The sequence below is a fragment of the Wolbachia endosymbiont (group A) of Melitta haemorrhoidalis genome (genome assembly GCF_964273365.1).
GTDB classification, from domain to species: domain Bacteria; phylum Pseudomonadota; class Alphaproteobacteria; order Rickettsiales; family Anaplasmataceae; genus Wolbachia; species Wolbachia pipientis.
In genome coordinates this window covers 1021595-1039937 of sequence record NZ_OZ187004.1, presented here as the reverse complement: position 1 = coordinate 1039937, position 18343 = coordinate 1021595, and the positions used below count along the sequence as shown (strand labels likewise).

16 protein-coding genes and 1 tRNA gene are annotated in these 18343 nt (G+C 36.6%); 4 read left to right on the top strand and 13 right to left on the bottom strand.

Features of this window, described 5'->3' with window-relative positions; all coding sequences use genetic code 11:
* Positions 1–236 precede the first annotated feature (236 nt).
* On the top strand, positions 237–1100 hold the full coding sequence (locus ACICPZ_RS05340; protein ID WP_264373797.1) for an Rpn family recombination-promoting nuclease/putative transposase: 864 nt from the start codon (positions 237–239) through the stop codon (positions 1098–1100).
* A 370-nt stretch (positions 1101–1470) separates the two neighbouring features.
* Here the strand turns inward: ACICPZ_RS05340 and ACICPZ_RS05330 are convergent, their stop codons facing one another.
* The 8 genes from ACICPZ_RS05330 to rpsD form a co-directional block, all read right to left on the bottom strand.
* A complete protein-coding gene (locus ACICPZ_RS05330; RefSeq protein WP_264373796.1) occupies positions 1471–2586 on the bottom strand; it encodes an FtsW/RodA/SpoVE family cell cycle protein in 1116 nt (371 codons plus the stop codon).
* Positions 2583–3299: a bifunctional demethylmenaquinone methyltransferase/2-methoxy-6-polyprenyl-1,4-benzoquinol methylase UbiE gene (ubiE, locus tag ACICPZ_RS05325; RefSeq protein ID WP_264373795.1), complete on the bottom strand. Its 717-nt coding sequence runs from the start codon at positions 3297–3299 to the stop codon at positions 2583–2585. The genes ACICPZ_RS05330 and ubiE overlap by 4 nt, the downstream gene beginning before the upstream one ends.
* Before the next feature lie 53 nt (positions 3300–3352).
* On the bottom strand, positions 3353–4216 hold the full coding sequence (gene lipA, locus ACICPZ_RS05320; RefSeq protein WP_010082514.1) for a lipoyl synthase: 864 nt from the start codon (positions 4214–4216) through the stop codon (positions 3353–3355).
* The gene (gene rpmB / locus ACICPZ_RS05315) at positions 4209–4523 is read right to left on the bottom strand and encodes a 50S ribosomal protein L28 (RefSeq protein ID WP_006279619.1); all 315 of its coding nucleotides are present in this window, start codon (positions 4521–4523) and stop codon (positions 4209–4211) included. Before rpmB ends, lipA begins: the two co-directional genes overlap by 8 nt.
* A gap of 37 nt (positions 4524–4560) precedes the next feature.
* The gene (locus ACICPZ_RS05310) at positions 4561–4902 is read right to left on the bottom strand and encodes a DUF721 domain-containing protein (protein WP_010082513.1); all 342 of its coding nucleotides are present in this window, start codon (positions 4900–4902) and stop codon (positions 4561–4563) included.
* Between the two features lie 446 nt (positions 4903–5348).
* The gene (gene iscX / locus ACICPZ_RS05305; protein ID WP_007552114.1) at positions 5349–5549 is read right to left on the bottom strand and encodes a Fe-S cluster assembly protein IscX; all 201 of its coding nucleotides are present in this window, start codon (positions 5547–5549) and stop codon (positions 5349–5351) included.
* A 30-nt stretch (positions 5550–5579) separates the two neighbouring features.
* Positions 5580–5666: transfer RNA gene (locus ACICPZ_RS05300), tRNA-Leu, on the bottom strand.
* Between the two features lie 9 nt (positions 5667–5675).
* Positions 5676–6290, bottom strand: coding sequence for a 30S ribosomal protein S4 (gene rpsD, locus ACICPZ_RS05295; protein WP_010962555.1), 615 nt, complete (start codon positions 6288–6290; stop codon positions 5676–5678).
* A gap of 113 nt (positions 6291–6403) precedes the next feature.
* Between rpsD and tkt the strand changes: the two genes are divergently transcribed.
* Positions 6404–8476, top strand: coding sequence for a transketolase (gene tkt / locus ACICPZ_RS05290; RefSeq protein WP_264373794.1), 2073 nt, complete (start codon positions 6404–6406; stop codon positions 8474–8476).
* A 215-nt stretch (positions 8477–8691) separates the two neighbouring features.
* Positions 8692–8943 carry a hypothetical protein gene (locus ACICPZ_RS06540; protein WP_264373793.1) on the top strand — a complete coding sequence of 84 codons (252 nt, stop codon included), beginning with the start codon at positions 8692–8694 and terminating at the stop codon, positions 8941–8943.
* A gap of 351 nt (positions 8944–9294) precedes the next feature.
* Here the strand turns inward: ACICPZ_RS06540 and ACICPZ_RS05280 are convergent, their stop codons facing one another.
* The 4 genes from ACICPZ_RS05280 to ACICPZ_RS05265 form a co-directional block, all read right to left on the bottom strand.
* A complete protein-coding gene (locus tag ACICPZ_RS05280) occupies positions 9295–11646 on the bottom strand; it encodes an ankyrin repeat domain-containing protein (RefSeq protein WP_265042626.1) in 2352 nt (783 codons plus the stop codon).
* Between the two features lie 132 nt (positions 11647–11778).
* Positions 11779–12942, bottom strand: coding sequence for a multidrug effflux MFS transporter (locus ACICPZ_RS05275; protein ID WP_010082551.1), 1164 nt, complete (start codon positions 12940–12942; stop codon positions 11779–11781).
* A 394-nt stretch (positions 12943–13336) separates the two neighbouring features.
* Entirely contained in the window at positions 13337–14152 is an 816-nt protein-coding gene (locus ACICPZ_RS05270) for a hypothetical protein (RefSeq protein WP_264373902.1), read from the bottom strand.
* A gap of 57 nt (positions 14153–14209) precedes the next feature.
* Entirely contained in the window at positions 14210–17434 is a 3225-nt protein-coding gene (locus ACICPZ_RS05265) for a glycoside hydrolase TIM-barrel-like domain-containing protein (protein WP_395462156.1), read from the bottom strand.
* 13 nt (positions 17435–17447) lie between these two features.
* Here ACICPZ_RS05265 and ACICPZ_RS05260 point away from each other — a divergent pair, with 13 nt between their 5' ends.
* Positions 17448–17585 (top strand): hypothetical protein, encoded by a 138-nt coding sequence (locus tag ACICPZ_RS05260; protein ID WP_156518229.1) that lies wholly within the window; start codon positions 17448–17450, stop codon positions 17583–17585.
* 81 nt (positions 17586–17666) lie between these two features.
* Here the strand turns inward: ACICPZ_RS05260 and dcd are convergent, their stop codons facing one another.
* Entirely contained in the window at positions 17667–18224 is a 558-nt protein-coding gene (gene dcd / locus ACICPZ_RS05255; protein WP_006280485.1) for a dCTP deaminase, read from the bottom strand.
* Positions 18225–18343: the final 119 nt, after the last annotated feature.

Sequence of the window (18343 nt, the reverse complement as noted above, 5' to 3'; positions counted from 1 at the left end):
GATACCACGGCGGTGTGACGGTTCGTGGCGGCGTGACGATAAGCTCGTCATCCCGCTACGTGTTAGCGGGATCTCTTGTTAGCGCCGCGGCGGTATGACGGTTCGTGGTGGAATGACGATAACCTCGTCATCCCGCTACGTGTTAGCGCCGCGGCGGTATAGCTATACTTAAAAATATGGTTGAATAGTTGTTAATAATAGTGTATAATTATTAATCTTTTCTCAGTATTTTTACTATGGCTCTTTCTAAATTTCTCGATCCAAAGTTAGATTTAACATTTAAGAAAATCTTTGGCACTGAAAAAAATAAGAATATTCTTATCCATTTTTTAAACGATATTTTAGGATGTACTGAAGTCAACACTATACAAGAAGTAGAATTCTTAAGCACCATTATGGACCCTGAAATTGCTTCTGATAAACAAAGCATTGTTGATGTTCTTTGCAGAGATTCTAGTGGGAACAGGTATATAATTGAGATGCAGCTCGCTCGTGATAAAGGCTTTGAAAAACGCGCACAACTTTATGCTGCTAAGGCTTACTCAAGACAAGCTGATAAATCTGGTAAATACGTTGATTTAAAGAAGATTTTCTTTATCGCGATTTCAAATTGTACCTTATTCCCTGATAAGCTTGACTATATATCTAGCCATACCATAAGAGATGAAAAAACCAATGAGCATGACTTAAAAGATTTTCAATTTATCTTCATAGAGCTGCCAAAATTTCCTAAGAGTAGAGAAGAACAACTAGAAAGTGTAGTAGACCGTTGGCTATTTTTTTTCAAATATGCAGATGAAACAACGGACGAAGATCTCAGAAAAATTGCGGAAAAATCACCAATAATAAAGCTAGCATATGATGAATTAGATAAGTTTCACTGGAATGAAAAAGATCTAATAGCTTATGAAGAAAGAATAATGGATCTGCGCAAAGAAGAAGCCATTCTTGAATACAGACTTGATCTTGCTAAAGAGGAAGGTAGAAAAGAAAGGGAAATTGAAGTTGCAAAAGAAATGCTGGCTAATAATGTTGATGTCAACACTATTGTCAAGTGTACTGGCCTTTCCATGAGTGAGATCAAAGAATTGCAGAATTAAGTGTGAATGGTTACGAAAAATATAAGTTTTTGCGATAAACGACATAGTGATGTATTTGTTGTTCAGCATGTCAGTGGAATATTTTCTGGTATCTGTTCAGATGCATGGCTAATGCTGAAACAAAAATTCCAGTGCTCCTTTTTTTGTCATCCCAGTCTGGGATCCAGATTGGGCACTAAGTTGGTAAACACGAAAGCGCTTTACAACGTTTTTGATGGAACTGTGCAAAAGGACTGGATACCAGTGTCAGCTACTTGCATGACACCCATTTGTTCCTATAGTTGCTTTTCTCGTCTACCTTATTTTGCCACTCATCTGAACAGATACCCATTTTGGAGGGATACCAATAATAGTTGTGAGCGGTACAAGTTTAGTCCATATACCTTCCAAGCATAACACGCTCACGAAACTTTAATGCGATAGCTTGGTTTCTACTGAAAGACAGCATTATGCCAAGTGCGATGCTCGAAGATAAAAGAGAAGAACCACCATAGCTAAGTAACGGCAAGGTTATGCCGGTGGTTGGAAAAACACTCAATGTTACCCCTATGTTTATTATGAATTGTGTGATGAATTGCATTGAGATACCGAGAATCACTAACAGATTAAATAATTCATTTTCCCTATATGCAACGTAAAGCAAGCGGGCGGAAATGATACCAAATAACATCAATGTGGCTAAGCACGTAATCAAACCAAATTCTTCTGCTAAAACAGAAAACACAAAATCTGTATGACAATCAGGAAGAGAGGCTTTTACGCTACCTTCACCAGGTCCAACTCCAGTTAATTGACCTCTTTTGAATGCTTCTAATGATTTTGTGACTTGAAAGTTATCGCGTTGCGTAAAAAAGACAAAATTGTAAATCCTTTGCTTTATATGTGGGAGGCATAAGTAAGCTATTGTAGTTCCAGTTGTGGCCATTCCTATTATGCATAGAAAGTATAAAAGTGGTATACATGCAATAAACATTTGACCAATAAAAGAATATGTTAAAAGCATAGACATACTGAAATCAGGTTGCAAAAGTAACAACACAAAAACTAACAGAAATATTATGATTGATATGTGTATTTTAAACTTCATTTCGCTGGCCAAGATACTAGCTATAACAACAGAAAAAAATGGCCTTACGAACTCAGATGGTTGAACTGAAATTTTGACAATATGTAACCATCGTTTCGCACCTTTTACCTCTATACCAAGTATTATCGCAGTTGCTACTAGAATAGTAAATAAAGCGAAACCTGCGAATGAGAGGTTAAGTATAGTTCTTGTGTTGAGAAAAGAAAATGTCACCAAGGTAATTAGTGACAGGACTATATAAATTGTGTGACGCCGTATAAAATAATCTTGTGGTAAAGAAAGACGCTGCGCAATTACAGGGCTTGCTGAATAAACAAGAATGAAGCTTATAGTGAGCAAAAAAAACACTGGAAGGATGAGATAATAATCCAGCGTTCTATACCAGAGTTTAATATTCATTTTGTTCCAATGTGTAATGCCACTATTCCATAGCTCATATTATGAAACTCAACATTCTTAAAGCCTACCTCTTCAATTTCCATTTTAAAATCAGCCTGAGTTGGAAATTCTCTGATGCTCTTCACTAAATATTCATAAGAACTCTTGTCTTTAGCAACTATGCTGCCAATTTTAGGAATTACTTTAAATGAATATAAGTCATAAAGTTTGGTAAATATCTCATTTTGATAGTGCATAGGGGCAAATTCTAAGCAGATAAATTTTCCATGTGGTTTTAATACCCTGTGCGCCTCATTTAAAGCCTTCTTGCGGTCAGAAACATTTCGAATGCCAAAAGCTATTGTGCAATAATCAAATTCGGAGTCTTCAAATGGTAAACTTTCTGCACTTGCACATACCCAATCAAAATTAATTTGGTTTGAATTTATAGCTTTATCACGTCCTCTGCTTAGCATATTTTGATTTATATCGCATACTGTAACCTTAGCACTTGGCTCTTTTCTTACTATTCTTATTGCTATATCTCCAGTTCCTCCAGCAACATCTAAAACCTTAGAGTTTTTTGTAAAATGCACACTATTTACCATCTTATCTTTCCATAATCTGTGCATTCCGAGGCTCATTATATCATTCATGGTGTCGTAGCGACTTGCCACGGAATCGAATACCTCTTTAACTAATTGTGATTTCTTCTCGATTTTTATAGTAGACATTACGTAAAAACTCCTTTATAATTAGTAAAAATTAATTTGAATTAACACAAATGTCAACGACAGGCCTTGAGCCTGTTAAAATCTTCTTCAGCGTGGTATGATGACCGAGTTAGTGGGCTTGATGCAACCACTAAGAAACCTTTGGAGTAAGCAATGTATTTATAATGCTCAAACTCTTCTGGGGTAACATACCTATCAAGTTTTGCATGTTTTGGAGTTGGTTGTAGATATTGACCAATTGTAATAAAATCAACCTCAGCACTGCGCAAATCGTCCATAACCTGCAGTATTTCCTCTTTTGTTTCTCCAAGACCAACCATAAGCCCTGACTTTGTGAAAACTTTAGGATTAATCTGCTTTACCATCTTCAGTAAATATAGTGAATGAAAATAGCGAGCTCGTGGTCTTATTTTTGCATACAATCTCGGCACTGTTTCAATATTGTGGTTATAGACATCAGGTGATGCAACAGCGATTGCTTCAAATGCTCCTTTCTTATTTAAAAAATCAGGAGTTAAAATCTCTATTGTTGTTTCTGAAGTTATCTTTCTAATTTCTTCTATGCACTGTATAAACTGATTTGCGCCACCATCTGGTAAATCATCACGATCAACAGAAGTAATGACAACATGTTTTAAGTTTAACTTTTTTATTGCTTTTGCTAAATTTTCTGGTTCATGAGGGTCTAGTTTATCAGGAATGCCAGTTGCAACGTTGCAAAATGCACAAGCACGAGTGCAAACAGAACCGAGAATCATCACAGTAGCATGACGTTTATTCCAACATTCACCAATGTTTGGACATGCAGCCTCTTCGCACACTGTATGCAAGTTATGCAGTTTAACGATGTTTAAGGTTTCATTGAATACTTCACCGGTCGGAGCTTTTGCTCTGAGCCATTGAGGTTTGCTATGCATCTGAAACTGCTAACTCTACCTCTTGCTTTACTAAAACTTTTTTCAACCTTCTTTTTATCTTCTGCGCTTTCTCACTTAGTTTAATTGTTCTTGTGTTAAGCAAAAAAGCATCTAAATCACCTTTGTAATCTATAGTTCTCAAAGTTCTTGTTGCCACACGAAATCTAAACTTTTTATTCAATATATCACTTGTCAACGTAACCTTATGTAAATTTAAAAGAAAGGTACGCTTTGTTTTACGATTCGAATGTGATACCTTATTACCAAAAGATTTTTTTCTATTTGTTAATTCACAAACTCTACTCACTTCAATATACCAAATTATTCTATGTACTTAGATTACCTTATATAGTCAAATAGTCAATACTCTCTTGCTTAATTTTTATACCATATACTGCTTTATAACCAAAAAATATCGTAATTTTTTCTATTATAAGAGAAATCATATGCTGAATTTCCAATGCTTTGCTGCCATTTGTTACTACCAGATGCAACACACCCGAATTTATATTCTGTGCATATGAGATCTTTTTCGGTTTTGTACACTCTGCTATTTCTTTCCCTACTATATTTCGCCAGTTTAAAATAAGACGTATTTCATTTTTACTAATCTTATTTTTCATGCATTTTAATGCATAGTTTTCAATTATAGACTTTAATTTTTTTGGACCGCTACGTTTGAGCATTTTTCTGTTTTTTTAGTAGGTAGATAATATAAAAGTATACATATAACTTGAGATTTTGTCATTACTGCTACATGTTTGTGAGATACCGTGACGGTATGACCATAATCGTCACTCCGCAACGCATATTGCATAGTCGTCATTCCGCGGCGTGTTCGCGGAATCTAGCTCTGGTCACGCTACTTAGATGACAACCTTCTAACTGCTTTACAAAGGCTCTACCCTCTGGCCTCACACCGTAAAAGCAGTATTTTTATGCAAAACTTATCTCAACGTAGCACTTGTCAAGATCGTTCCATTCAAAAATTTTTGTTTTGCCTCATAATTAACCTTATAGCTGTTTTAATTGCAATTGGTTAAATTATTATTAACTTGCCAGGCTAGATCCAAAAAATAGCATAATCAATATGCAAATTGTAATAGAAATCACGTTTGCGTATGGTTTATTGCTATGCGGTTAATCTTTCCTCAATCCAAGCTGCTTGAATAGCTTCGAGTATTTTTTCGTTACAGCGTTTTTCATCATCATCAAATTCCTCTAAACTCAAGACCTTTTTTTTAAGCTCAGTGAATCTGATACTAATTATATTCTCATTTGGAAATTTTTCCTCCAGAGCTTCCACAATATCTTCTATATCAAGCCATTTCATACTTTTTTGTATTTATCTGCTAAGTTAAATTGGTGCCCATGGGGAGACTTGAACTCCCAAGGTCGCAAAACCCACGGATTTTAAGTCCGCTGCGTCTACCGATTCCGCCACACGGGCTTTTTTTATCTATCTAGAGTAAAACTCTACTACTAAATTGACTTCCATGTCTGCTGAATAAGGAACCTCAGAATATTGAGGTGACCTCAAATACTTCACTGAATGCTCTTTACTATCTGCTTCTAAATAATCCGGAGCCTTGCGCTCTTGTTTTTGTTCAGCCTCTACTACTACAGGGATTTTTGCTGCCCTTTCTCTTATTTTTATTATATCACCTGGCTTCACTCGATAACTCGATATGTTAACCACCTTATCATTAACTGTAACGTGCTTGTGAGATATGAGCTGCTTTGCTGAGTAAATTGTTGGAACAAGACCAGAGTGGTATAAAACAGAACTTAATCTCGATTCTAAGATACCGATAAAATTATCAGCCGTATAACCCTTTCTGTTATAAGCATCTAAAAATGTACGTCTGAGCTGCTTACTTGAAATCGCGTAGTAAAACTTAAATTTCTTATGCGCAGCAAACTGCTTACCAAAGTCGGATAACTTCTTGAATCCAAGAATACCATGTTGACCTGGAGGGTATTTCCTTTTGTTTACTGGGTCTTTAGCTCTACCCCATAAATTTACACCAAGTCTACGGCTAATCCTATACTTTCTAGTGATAACAGTTGTCATATAAAAACTCTCACGATTTAACTTTAGATTATTAAGGATTTTAGCACTCAGTGTCAACTTGTTTTTGCTGATATAATCTTTTATACTTCATTTTTAAGTTTTTCTATTAACACATGAATCATTCACATTTAAAATCTATGGCAAACGCCATCCGTTTTTTATCAATTGATGCAGTACAAAAAGCAAACTCTGGACACCCAGGTATGCCACTTGGCATGGCAGATGTTGCAACTGTTTTGTTTGCTAAATATCTGAATCATAATCCTGATGATTCTAAATGGTTCAATAGAGATCGCTTTGTTTTATCAAACGGTCATGGGTCAATGTTACTATACTCAATATTATATTTGACAGGTTATATTAGCGTAGATGAGCTAAAAAACTTCAGACAAATGGGATCCAAGACCCCAGGTCATCCAGAGTTCGGCTTGACTTCCGGGGTAGAGGCAACAACAGGCCCGCTCGGTCAGGGGTTTGCCGCTGCTGTTGGCATGGCACTTGCTGAATCGATACTTGAAAAGCAGTTTAGAATCAATCACTACACTTATGTGATGCTAGGGGATGGCTGTCTTATGGAAGGAATAAGCCATGAAGCAGCATCACTTGCTGGGCATCTTAAATTGAATAAGCTTATAGCTCTTTTTGATGATAATGATATTTCTATAGATGGCGCTACTTGCCTTTCCTGTTCTGACGATGTAGAGAAACGCTTCTTAGCGTATGGATGGAATGTTGACAAAATTGATGGCCATGATTTTGATGCCATATCCCTTGCAATAGAGCAAGCAAAAAAGTCTGATAAACCTACAATGATCTGCTGCAAAACTATTATCGGAAAATTTTCAAGCCGTGCTGGCACATCCTCTGCTCACAGTGGTGCTTTTTCGGAGGAAGACATAAAACAGATGAGAGAGAAATTAAACTGGAATTATGAACCATTCCATGTACCAGAAGATGTGAAAAATGCCTGGAAGAAAACTGTTGAGAGAGCAAAACAAAACTACACGATGTCATTCCAGCGCGTGACGCTGGAATCCAGGAAAGAAGAAAAAGAATGGATCCCAGTGTCAAGCACTGGGATGACAAGAGAGAGTACTGGGATGACAGAAGAGAATGCTGGGATGACAGGGTATCATGCAGAACTTCAAAGACGGTTAGATAAACATCTACCAGATAATATCGCTGGTGTTTTAGCTGACCTGAAGAAACAAATATGTGAGCTAATGCCAAACGAAGCTACTCGATCTTCTTTCGGCAGAGTAATGGAACTTTTAACTGAGTCTATGCCGGAATTAATCGGCGGTTCTGCTGATCTTACCGGGTCAAATTGCACTAAATATGAGCACATGCAGGTAATAAATAGCAATAATTATAGTGGCTCTTATGTCCACTATGGAGTGAGAGAGCACGCTATGGCAGCATGTATGAATGGTATGGCACTTCACGGCGCGATTCTTCCTTATGGCGGCACTTTTTTGGTATTTTCCGACTATTGTCGTCCTGCTATACGTCTTTCAGCTCTGATGAAGCAGCAGGTTATGTATGTCATGACTCACGACTCAATTGGAGTGGGAGAAGATGGCCCGACTCATCAGCCAATAGAGCATTTAGCCTCTTTGCGTGCTATACCAAATCTATATGTTTTTAGGCCAGCCGATGCAGTTGAAACTCTGGAGTGTGTTAGCATTGCACTCGAAAAGAAAGAATCTCCAGCACTGTTTGCGCTCTCAAGGCAAAACGTAAGTTACATGCGCAAGTTCTACTCTGATATCGATCAATCTGCTAATTTATCGAAGTTTGGTGCATATATTTTGTGTGAATGTTCAAAAGAATTAAAAGTGACGATATTTGCTACGGGGTCCGAGGTTGAAATTGCAGTTGAAGCAAGGGAGAAATTGCAGGAAAAGGGTATAGGTACAAGGATTGTTTCTATGCCATGCTGGAGGCTTTTTGACGAGCAAAGCGATGAATATAAAGCGGCAATATTAAATAATGACAGCATTAAAGTTGCAATTGAAGCCGGAAGTGAAATGGGTTGGCATAAATACATAGGTTCAAACGGTATATTTATTGGCATGAAAAGCTTCGGAGAATCAGCACCTTATAAAACACTTTATGAGCATTTTAATATCAACGCTGATCATGTGGTAAAATGTGTGTGTGAGAAGTTAGGTTGCATTCAGTAAACCTCTTGCATAACCATATGAAAGCCCACTCTTCTTTGTCATTCCAGCGCGTGACGTTATTTCCATCCAAGATGGTGTCATTCCAGTGCTCCTTTTTTTGTCATCCCAGTGCGTGACACTGGGATCTAGCCTTTATTATTTGGTTGAAATTAAGTCTTCTGGATCCCAATGTCAGCTACTTTCATGACATCATCATAAAGTAAAATGAGATCCCAGTGTCACGCACTGGGATAACAGGAGAAGGAGGCTACTTAGAGAGGATGTCATTCCAGCACTTGACACTGGAATCCAGTTTTCCATCCAAGACGGTGTCATCCCAGTGCTTGACACTGGGATCCAGTTTTCTTTACAAATTCACCAAAAGTGTTTCATTCTATAACGCAAAACCCATACTCACCAAACCCAATGCATTACTTGCAATTAAGTTTCCTGGATCCCAGTGGGCTTTGTTGCATCGCTACTTATGAAAGGCTAACTATAGTTAGGATTATAAGCAACCTATTGAAAATCTTGTTTTTTTGCAATCAATCTGATCAAATTTAAGAATAGTAATTTGTTATTTATATTAATAAATTTAATTCTATTGAAAATAGCTAAAGCATTGAAATTCTTGAACTTTAGCCGGATTGGTAAATGGTAGTGAAATTTCTTTTACTCAAATTTAGGTATTCATTGACCGTTCTTGTTATAAATACCAGAATAATAAGCTACTGATATTCCCTATCTTTTTTATCTTTAATCTATCATAGCTAGCGATGCAACAAAGCCATCCCAGTGTCAAGCACTGGGATGACACCTTTTCCGGTAGAAGATCACTATCAAATCACATTGCTCTGGTCATTATGATCACCATTATTTTGTTCAACTGATTGATCGACCCCAGGTGAAGAAGAATCATCATAAGGTTGTGTGTCAGACTTTTCTTCGTCAGACCCAAACAACCATGAAAAAAAACCACCAAAAAATGATGCAATTAATGAAAAAGGCTTCATAAGTATACTAAACAAACTACCAAAAAAAGAGCTCGGCTGTTCTTCTGTTTGTGCAGGTTCTGTGGAAGCAACAGGACCTACATCGTTGTCTTGTACATCAGTTCCTTGTTCTGCACTGGTGGTGCTGGTTTTTTCCCCTTCTTTGCTATTATCTGATTGTAGTTCAGTATCATCACCTACTCGTTTTTCTTCCTCTTGACCCCCTTCACTATCTGTCGATGATCCACCAGCTGAACTATCATCAGATTTTTCTGCTGGTTGCAATAGAGTTTTTATTCCTTCATCAGTGGCTAATTTGAAAGGAGTATTTCCATCTTCATTTTCTATATTAACATCTGCTCCTTTTTTTATTAAGAATTTTACTGTTTCCGCAGAGGCGTTTGCTGGACGATCTGCATAACCCATAAACACTTTATTTTTTGTAGCAAAATGTAAAGGAGTCCATAGATCGTTATCTTGTATATTAACATTCGCTCCTTTTTCTAATAAAAGTTCTGCTATATCCGTATAACCTTCTCTAGCAGCCCAATGCAAAAGAGTATGTCCATATGAATCTACTGCATCAGCATTTGCTCCCTTGTTTAATAAAGCTTTAACTATATCTTTATGGCTACTATTGTAATTATATTCCATCATACTCTGAAGAAGTGATTCCATTACTGTATCAACCTTTGCTCCATTATTTAATAAAACTTCAGTTGCATCTTTATGACCATAGAAAGCAGCTTCAAATAAAGGAACCCTTCCATCTTTATCTGCTATATTAACATCTGCCCCTGTTTGTATTAGAGCTCTTACTATTTCTACATTGCCCTTTATAGCAGCAAAATGTAAAAGAGTTTTTCCATCGTTGTCTATTGAATTAACGTTTACTTTTTTACTTAATAGACTTTGAACTTCCTCATAATTATCACTTTTAACGGCTGAATACAAAGCTTCGATGTCCTTTTGCGTTTCTTCTAGAATTTTTACTATATGTTGCCTGCCTTGTTGAGAGGCAAGATTTAAAGGAGTGCTGCGAGTATTATCTAGTGGAGTAACATAAATTCCTTTTGCTTCTAATAGAACTGTTACTATTTGCTGATTGTAACTTTTAGCAGCTTCATGTAAAGGAGTCTTTCCATCTTTATCTACTGCATTAACGTTGATTCCTTCTACTTTTAATAGAGCTTCTATTATGCTTGTATCGAGTGGTTGCGTTTTGTTGGCTTCGTCAACAGCAACATGTAAAAGAGCGCGTCCAGTTTCAGACTGTGCATTAACATCTGCTTTGCTATCAATTAAAAGCGAGACCATATCTTTGTTTCCTTTGGCAATAGCATGCCGTAAAGGAGTAAATCTGTTTCCATCTAAAGCATTAACATCTGCTCCTTCACTTATTAGACGCTTTAATCCATCAATATCACCTCTTTCAACAGCCTCAAATAAAGCAGCATTTTGTGGAACTTGGCTTTCTTCTTCATCATCTTGCAATACTGGACTAGCATCATCAGATTCTTCTGCGGATTGCAATAGAGTTTTTATTTCTTCATCAGCGGCTAAACCTAAAGGAGTATTTCCATTATCATCCTCTGCATTAACATTTGCCCCTTTGTCCAATAGATCTTTTACTATCTCTGCATGGCCATTTTCAGCAGCCCAATGTAGAGGAGTCTTTCCATCATCATCTACTGCATTAACATCTGCCCCTTTATCCAATAGAGCTTGCACCACCTGCTGATAACCACTTTCAGCAGCAAAGTGTAAAGGAGTCTTTCCATCTTTATCTTGTGCATCAACATCGATCCCTTTTACTTGCAGTAGGGCTTCTGCTACTTCTTTATGGCCATTTTCAGCAACCCAATGTAAAGGAGTCTTTCCATCTTTATCTTGTGCATTAACATCGATCCCTTTTACTTTCAGTAGGGCATCTACTGCATCTTTACGGCCATGTGCAGCAGCCCAATGTAAAGGAGTCTTTTCATCTTGACCTACTGCATTAACATCTGCCCCATTATCCAATAGATCTTTTACTATCTCTGCATCGCCATTCGTAGCAGCATAATGTAAAGGAGTCATGTTATATTCATCTACTGCATTAACCTCAGCTCCTTCACTTATTAGACGCTTTACTTTATTAGTATTACCTTTTATAACAGCAGAAAACCAATCATTATTTATACTTTGTAAATTACTCATCCCATACCTCCTGTAAAACTATATTGTTATGATAAAGTCGTTAATAATCTATGAGCTCTCACCCCCTGTAAAATTATATTATCATGATAAAGTCATTAATAACCCATGAGCTCTGGATCACGCAAATAATGGTTATTCCCTGTGTTTTTCAGTACATTTGAGCTGGCTGTACATAAGAATTGCAATTGTAGAGCATGCTATTGTTAATAGTAAATTTGGTAAAATACCATAGCGAAAAAATTTTCCTACTATATATATTCCAATAGCCCCAAACATCATATTGCAGAATGAGAGAACTGCACTACCAAGCCCTATACCTTTGATCGTTTCTAAAGCAGAAGTTACGTTATTGCTTATTATTAATGCAAGTCCGATATTGGCTGGAATCCAAGCAGTTTGAAGAATGAATATATTCAACTTGTCCGCGAAATAAAAATATACCAATAAACTATCGGATATTATCGGTAACACCAAACCTATTATTAGCATTTTGCTAACCCCTACTTTTGGTACATACCTTCTATTAATTAAAGTTCCAATTATGTAAAATATGACTATGATCGATATGAGGTAGCCAAAATACTGTACTTCAATGCCCATCGATTCAAATATGAACGGGTAGTTAGCAATGTATGCCCAAAGCCACATGAAAGTTAATCCATGAATGGCTGAAAACCCAAGGAAACGATAATTTCTAAATATTGATATATATTGCTTGAAGATATTAGTAGTTATGTTAGTTATACTGGTTTCATTTTTATTTACAGTGAGTGTTTCTTGTAACTTAAAGTAGATAAAAATAAGTATAGCAATTGCCGCGAGTGACATAATAAAAAACAAAAATTTCCAATGATACCCATGTGAAATTATATAACTGCCCACCACTGGAGCTATTCCAGGTGAGAGTGCCACAACCATATTTAATTTTGAAATTACTCTCGAGTATTCACTACCCGAGTACATATCCCTTATTGCTGCATACCCAACAACACCTGCAACACCAGCTCCTGCCCCTTGTATGAAGCGAATTAGTATCAAGAGCATAATACTGTCGGCTATATAACACATGACACTTGCCAAAGTAAAAATTGTCATACCAATCAGCATCATTGGACGCCTACCATAATGGTCCGATAATGGACCATAAATTAAGCCAGATACCGCAAATCCAACTAGATTTAAGCTAATTGTAAGCTGCACTACACTGCCTTCTACTTTAAAATAATTGGCAATGCTTGGTAGTGCAACTGAGTATAGGTCAGTTGCCATATCGACAATTGCTACAGACAATATCATAATAAGAGAGATGATATTTTGCGAAAGAGCTGTTTTCACTTAATGATTTACTGGATTAAATATACTTAATTATAATGTATTTTTTTCATTAGTATATTAAATTAACTACTGAAATTAAGAGTAGCTATTCAAGAAAAAGCCTGTGAAGGCTCTATCCAGTAGGGCAGTGCCATGACTACTTGGATCTAGTTTCCATTATACAATTTCATCAAAGCAGTTTACTTACTTGCAATTAAGTTTCTGGATCCAAGTAGTCATGGCACTGGGATGACAGGAGAAGGAGGCTACTTAGATGACACCCTCCTAGTGGATTCAAATCACAATGTTCGTACAGTTATGTGCTTTGACACTGAAATCTTAAGCTAAAATCATGAAAAGCACGAATTTCAATATCTTACCTTTGATTATTCACTTTAAGCTTTAAGTCTTCAACAGAAGATGCATTTGCCTCACTTACTACCTTTAGTGGTTCACCAAGGCTATGTTCCACTTTTGTCTCAAATTTAAAGCCCAATTTTTCGCAAAGCTTCTGAAAATATTCAACAATAACATCAAACAAATTCTTACCACTTACTTTGTAGTTTTTTAGCTCTTTAGGAATGGTAAGAAGTACTTTACCATCTTCATATGTTACATTTTTATCTTCACATTTCAGTTTAAACTCCGCTGAACTGCAAAAACCTGGTGTTTCGATATATGTATAATCATCATAGTTAAGCATTTTTGTATATTTCATGCTAAAACTAAGCTTTATACAATTGGGTTCACGACAATCCATAATATACTCTCTTGTCATACAGTTGCTTTGCGTTGACAAATGAAAAGATCCAAGAGCTTGACTCATATCATTAGGAAGAAAATGAGTATATCCGCCCTGATAATAGTTATTTATTAACTCCTCAATAATAGAGTTATTGGGAATTGTTGCACCAACGTGTTTAAACATTTCTGTAAAAATTTGTCTGAGAAATGGACGATAATTCCCTTTTCCGTTTTCATCCCGTAGAATTAGATTTTTATGTTTTGAATACAGATTGTTAATAAATTCGTTAGTTATTTTTTGTCCGTTAATAGCAAGGCCGTGTGTTCTATTAAGATCCTTATATGTTCCCTCACCAGAAATTACTTCGTCCCAAGTGTTAGCTTTGAAATCAGCATATTTGAGCTTCTTCACTTCAGCTTTCAACGCATTGACCATTTCCTTTGACATGTTATATCTCTACCATTAATACCTGTATATTAATTCCAGCACTTACTTTATTAAATTTCAATTACTAAATGAATTTATCACTTTCACTTCCGTATTTTCCAGCGAGTCACCGTAAGTCACTGCTTTTAGGTAAAACTTTTTTCCCCTTTGCACTTCGAAAGATATTATTGAATCGTCAAGTAGAACAAATTTTTCACCTGCAGTGTGCTGATACTCTTTAGTACCTTCTTGTCCTCTGATTAGGTTACTAAGCTTATATTTATTTTTATCTATAAGTTCAGCACTCTGGAATTTTATTACCTCTTTTCCGATTAATGCTGAATTTGAATCGATAATTCCTAGCAGCTTACCAAAACGTAGCACTACTATAAGCCCCTCGTCGGTAGATTCCATTACATATCCGTAAGTAGACTGCTTGTTTGTGCTTGCAATAGGCTTATAATCCTTATCGTTGTACGAAATAAAGAGTGTTGCTCCCTTCCAATTCTTTTCCTCACTAATTAAAGTAAAGCTTGCACTATTACCTTTAATATCCGGTAAATCTATCATTTCTACAATGGTTTTGCTAATGTGAGAGGGAGGGTATTCCTTCAGCATAAGTGACCTTGTTGAAGGAAAAGAAAGCTTATATATGGAGCTGTCATAACCAACACCACTTACTTGAATGGACATGCTTTCAAATTTTGTTTTTATAATTCTCACCGTATGCTTTTTCTCACCGTCTAAAATCGTCATTACATCACTTGGCGCAAGCCATGCATATTTTATCGGTAGCTTAAAATTGTATATATTTCTCTCTTGCCACGAAGAATAAAGTAAAACCTCAGCGATATTTTGCGCCTCTCCCTCCTCCATAATGAGTGGTATTTCAACTGTTATAGCAGTGCCTTGCTTTGGCAACTCAGCATATTTAACATCAATTGGATAGCCAAAATTGCGGTTAAAGTAAACGATGTTAACTTTATTGTTTAAATCCAGTTGACTAATATTAACAAGTTGCATCGACTTTGAACTGTTATTGAAAACCATTTCACCAATTGGCATTACAGTTGTAACTCCCCTGCCCTTTTGGACAAATTTCAGTTTAGAGTCCTGTTCAACCACATCAAAAAAATAGCAACTTTGCAGCATTTTAATAATTGAACGTACCGATTGCTGGTCATTTATTACATATCCAGACAATAATCCTTTAACATCACTCGTATCGAACTGATCGCTTTTTAAACCTGCTTTTTGTAATAGATCCGATAAAACATCGGAAATATTAAGCTGTGAAAGCTTTCCCTGAATCCAATGTCCTGTCTGCCAATTATGGCAGTCAGTCCACATATCACACAAATTGGGGAAATAAGGAAATGGCCTTGCATCCCATGCCCAGAGAAACATTTTTTCTACCATTTCCGAGCTTTGCCACTTCTTTAGCGTTCCTTCAATTGCAATTTTTTGCGAAAGAAAGCTCACCTCTCCGTTTGAATATCGTGGATATTTGCTCTCTATGCTGCCTTTATCAACAAACACATTTGGCTCATTAGTGCAGCCGTTCATACTGGGAAATCCATACTCAGTAAACCATATTTTTTTCATTTTTGGTTGCCATTTCGTTTTACTACCACCTGGATTTATGTGAGTTTCACTCCACCATTTCTCTATATTTTTCCACGCATACCTGCTGTCGTTATACTTTACTTTTTCAGGTTCACTCTTTGAGTAATCATAGAAATAATCATACCCCACTCCACTGCTCCAACCACCCATTACATCTTCCGCGGAATAACCAAAAGGAGGCTCTGGACCATCAGTCAGTGGAAAATAAGCATCTATGCCAACAACGTCGATATACTCTGAAGACCACAGTTCATCCATATTATACCAACCATCATATGAATGGTATTCGCTCCAATCTGCAGCGTAGGTAACTGTTACTTCTTTTCCAAGATTAAGTTTTATCTGTTTTGCAAGTTTGACCAGCTCTATCACCACAGGATAATTACCTTGAGCATCTTTTACTCTGGTAAGCTGGACAAACTCAGACCCGATGATAAACCCTTCCACTTTAGTCTGTTTGGCAATGCTTGCATAATGCTCTATAAATTTGTTATATTGATTCTCAAAAAAATCACTTATATTCCCAGGGGTCCTGCTCAATTTTCCTCGCCACTCTTTGTTCTTTGTGTCAAGCAAGGGCATCGGATAGAGCATCACCTTATAACCTCTGCTGTGTAGCTCTTCTATATATCTAGTTAACGCTGCATCACTAACTGTGCCACCATACCTTGGGTTTCCACTCGCATCTTTTGAAATTAGCTGAGCATTATCTCTGGTTACACCCCCTACTTGCCAATCATCAGGTAATATTGCGGAATCATCTTGAAATTCAACTGCAGGATATATTTTACAATCTTTAATGTTCAGATCATTCACAAACCAATTGACTACCACCGACACCAACTCAACATTTGGCAAATCTTCTTTTAATTGATCCAAAGAAAGCACTGCATCGCTCTTTTTAGTGTGGTTGTTGTGATTTACCCTTTGCGCCAGCCCATATGGGATATATTGGTTGCTGCTTATTTTCTCTTGCGCGATTTTCTTCTGTATTTTTGTATCATATACAAACTCACCTGAACCTGGTATGATATTGATATTCCGAATATTTTCCGCTATTGAAAACCCAACGGGCTTTAATGCAGTTCGCACTTCAAATGTAAATATCGGGACGCGATTGTTATAGTCTGCTAAAGGAAAATTCTTGATGACTATGTAAGATATTCCCCTATAAGCCGGCACATTCCCCTCTCCTTCAATTGATGACATAAATGGATCAGGATTTTGGTCTTCTCTGCCGCTGTAAAAAGTATAATCTATTTCATCAAAGCTAAGTGATGTTGTATCTGCCCAGATTCTGTTTAATTTTTCTACTTTCCCCTTGCAGATCGCAATTGCAAGCGTTGCGTAGTAATTATATGTAACGTTCATACCTCTTCCAATTTTGCTTTTGGTGGTTATCGCCTCTTCTTTTATTGGCTGTGACCAAATAATGTTCCCTGCAACACGAGCAGTGCCATAGATAATTGGAATCGTTCTGCCGTAGGTTGAGGTTTGAACTTGCAGATTTTTTAGTCTCGCACCATGCGTTACTTTTTGCTCGGCATCAAGGCCGAACATTGCCCCATCTAGCTGTGCACCAAGAAGAGCACCGAGTTCTGAGCCGATAATCCGGCCAATTGGACCAAAAATGCTGCCTGCTTGACCAAAAATTGATGATAAAATTATTGTAGACATGGTAATCCTCCTTTTGATAGATTTTTTTGAAATTGTTGAGAAAAGATCCAAGTGTCACGCTACTTGGATGACAAGAAAGTGGTACTGGGATGACAGATACTATGATAAGAAATTCAGTAACTTACAATTAATAATTGAAGTTTTTAATTAAGAAAAGCACATGGTGTAGCTATAATTATTGTAAGCAACAATGAAAAAGTACGGAAGTGAAAAATTACCACTCTCATGGCAATCACTTCACCAGCGGCAAAGTGATACCATGCTGATTCATATATTTTCCTTTCATATCATCATATGATTTCTCGCATTCACTTTCGCCGCTTAAAAATACGAATTGGCATGCGCCTTCATTAGCGTAAATTTTCGCAGGAAGCGGAGTGGTGTTTGAGAATTCGAGTGTGACATGACCTTCCCATCCAGGTTCTAAGGGAGTAACGTTTACTATAATTCCACACCTTGCGTAAGTTGATTTACCAACACAAATGACCAGTACATTCCTTGGTATACGAAAATATTCCACTGTACTTGCAAGTACGAAACTATTTGGTGGAATTATGCATACATCTGTTTCCTTATCTATAAAACTATTCTCAGAAAAATTTTTAGGGTCCACGATAGCTGAATTAACGTTAGTAAAAATTTTAAATTTATTATCCACTCTTGCATCGTAACCATAAGATGATAGTCCGAAAGATATAACACCTTTGCTGCTTTTGTGATTCACAAAAGGCTCTATCATTCCAAAATTTTCAGCTTTTTCTCTTATCCATTTATCTGGCATAACTGCCATAATTGCCCCTTAAAGTTGTGTAATACTTACAATAATATAAAATAAAATTTAAATGTAAACTGTAGCTTTTGTCATGCAATTAAAGCTTTTCAGTTTGATTTTTTATTACAATAATTAGA

Bases quoted from the DNA above. Each gene is read 5' to 3' on its own strand.
- lipA (WP_010082514.1), bottom strand. From the start codon at position 4,216: ATGCATAGCAAACCTCAATGGCTCAGAGCAAAAGCTCCGACCGGTGAA.
- iscX (WP_007552114.1), bottom strand. From the start codon at position 5,549: ATGAAATGGCTTGATATAGAAGATATTGTGGAAGCTCTGGAGGAAAAA.
- ACICPZ_RS05340 (WP_264373797.1), top strand. From the start codon at position 237: ATGGCTCTTTCTAAATTTCTCGATCCAAAGTTAGATTTAACATTTAAG.
- ubiE (WP_264373795.1), bottom strand. From the start codon at position 3,299: ATGTCTACTATAAAAATCGAGAAGAAATCACAATTAGTTAAAGAGGTA.
- ACICPZ_RS05275 (WP_010082551.1), bottom strand. From the start codon at position 12,942: ATGATATTGTCTGTAGCAATTGTCGATATGGCAACTGACCTATACTCA.
- rpsD (WP_010962555.1), bottom strand. From the start codon at position 6,290: ATGACAACTGTTATCACTAGAAAGTATAGGATTAGCCGTAGACTTGGT.
- dcd (WP_006280485.1), bottom strand. From the start codon at position 18,224: ATGGCAGTTATGCCAGATAAATGGATAAGAGAAAAAGCTGAAAATTTT.
- ACICPZ_RS05310 (WP_010082513.1), bottom strand. From the start codon at position 4,902: ATGCTCAAACGTAGCGGTCCAAAAAAATTAAAGTCTATAATTGAAAAC.
- ACICPZ_RS05270 (WP_264373902.1), bottom strand. From the start codon at position 14,152: ATGTCAAAGGAAATGGTCAATGCGTTGAAAGCTGAAGTGAAGAAGCTC.
- ACICPZ_RS05330 (WP_264373796.1), bottom strand. From the start codon at position 2,586: ATGAATATTAAACTCTGGTATAGAACGCTGGATTATTATCTCATCCTT.
- ACICPZ_RS05265 (WP_395462156.1), bottom strand. From the start codon at position 17,434: ATGTCTACAATAATTTTATCATCAATTTTTGGTCAAGCAGGCAGCATT.
- ACICPZ_RS05280 (WP_265042626.1), bottom strand. From the start codon at position 11,646: ATGAGTAATTTACAAAGTATAAATAATGATTGGTTTTCTGCTGTTATA.
- tkt (WP_264373794.1), top strand. From the start codon at position 6,404: ATGAATCATTCACATTTAAAATCTATGGCAAACGCCATCCGTTTTTTA.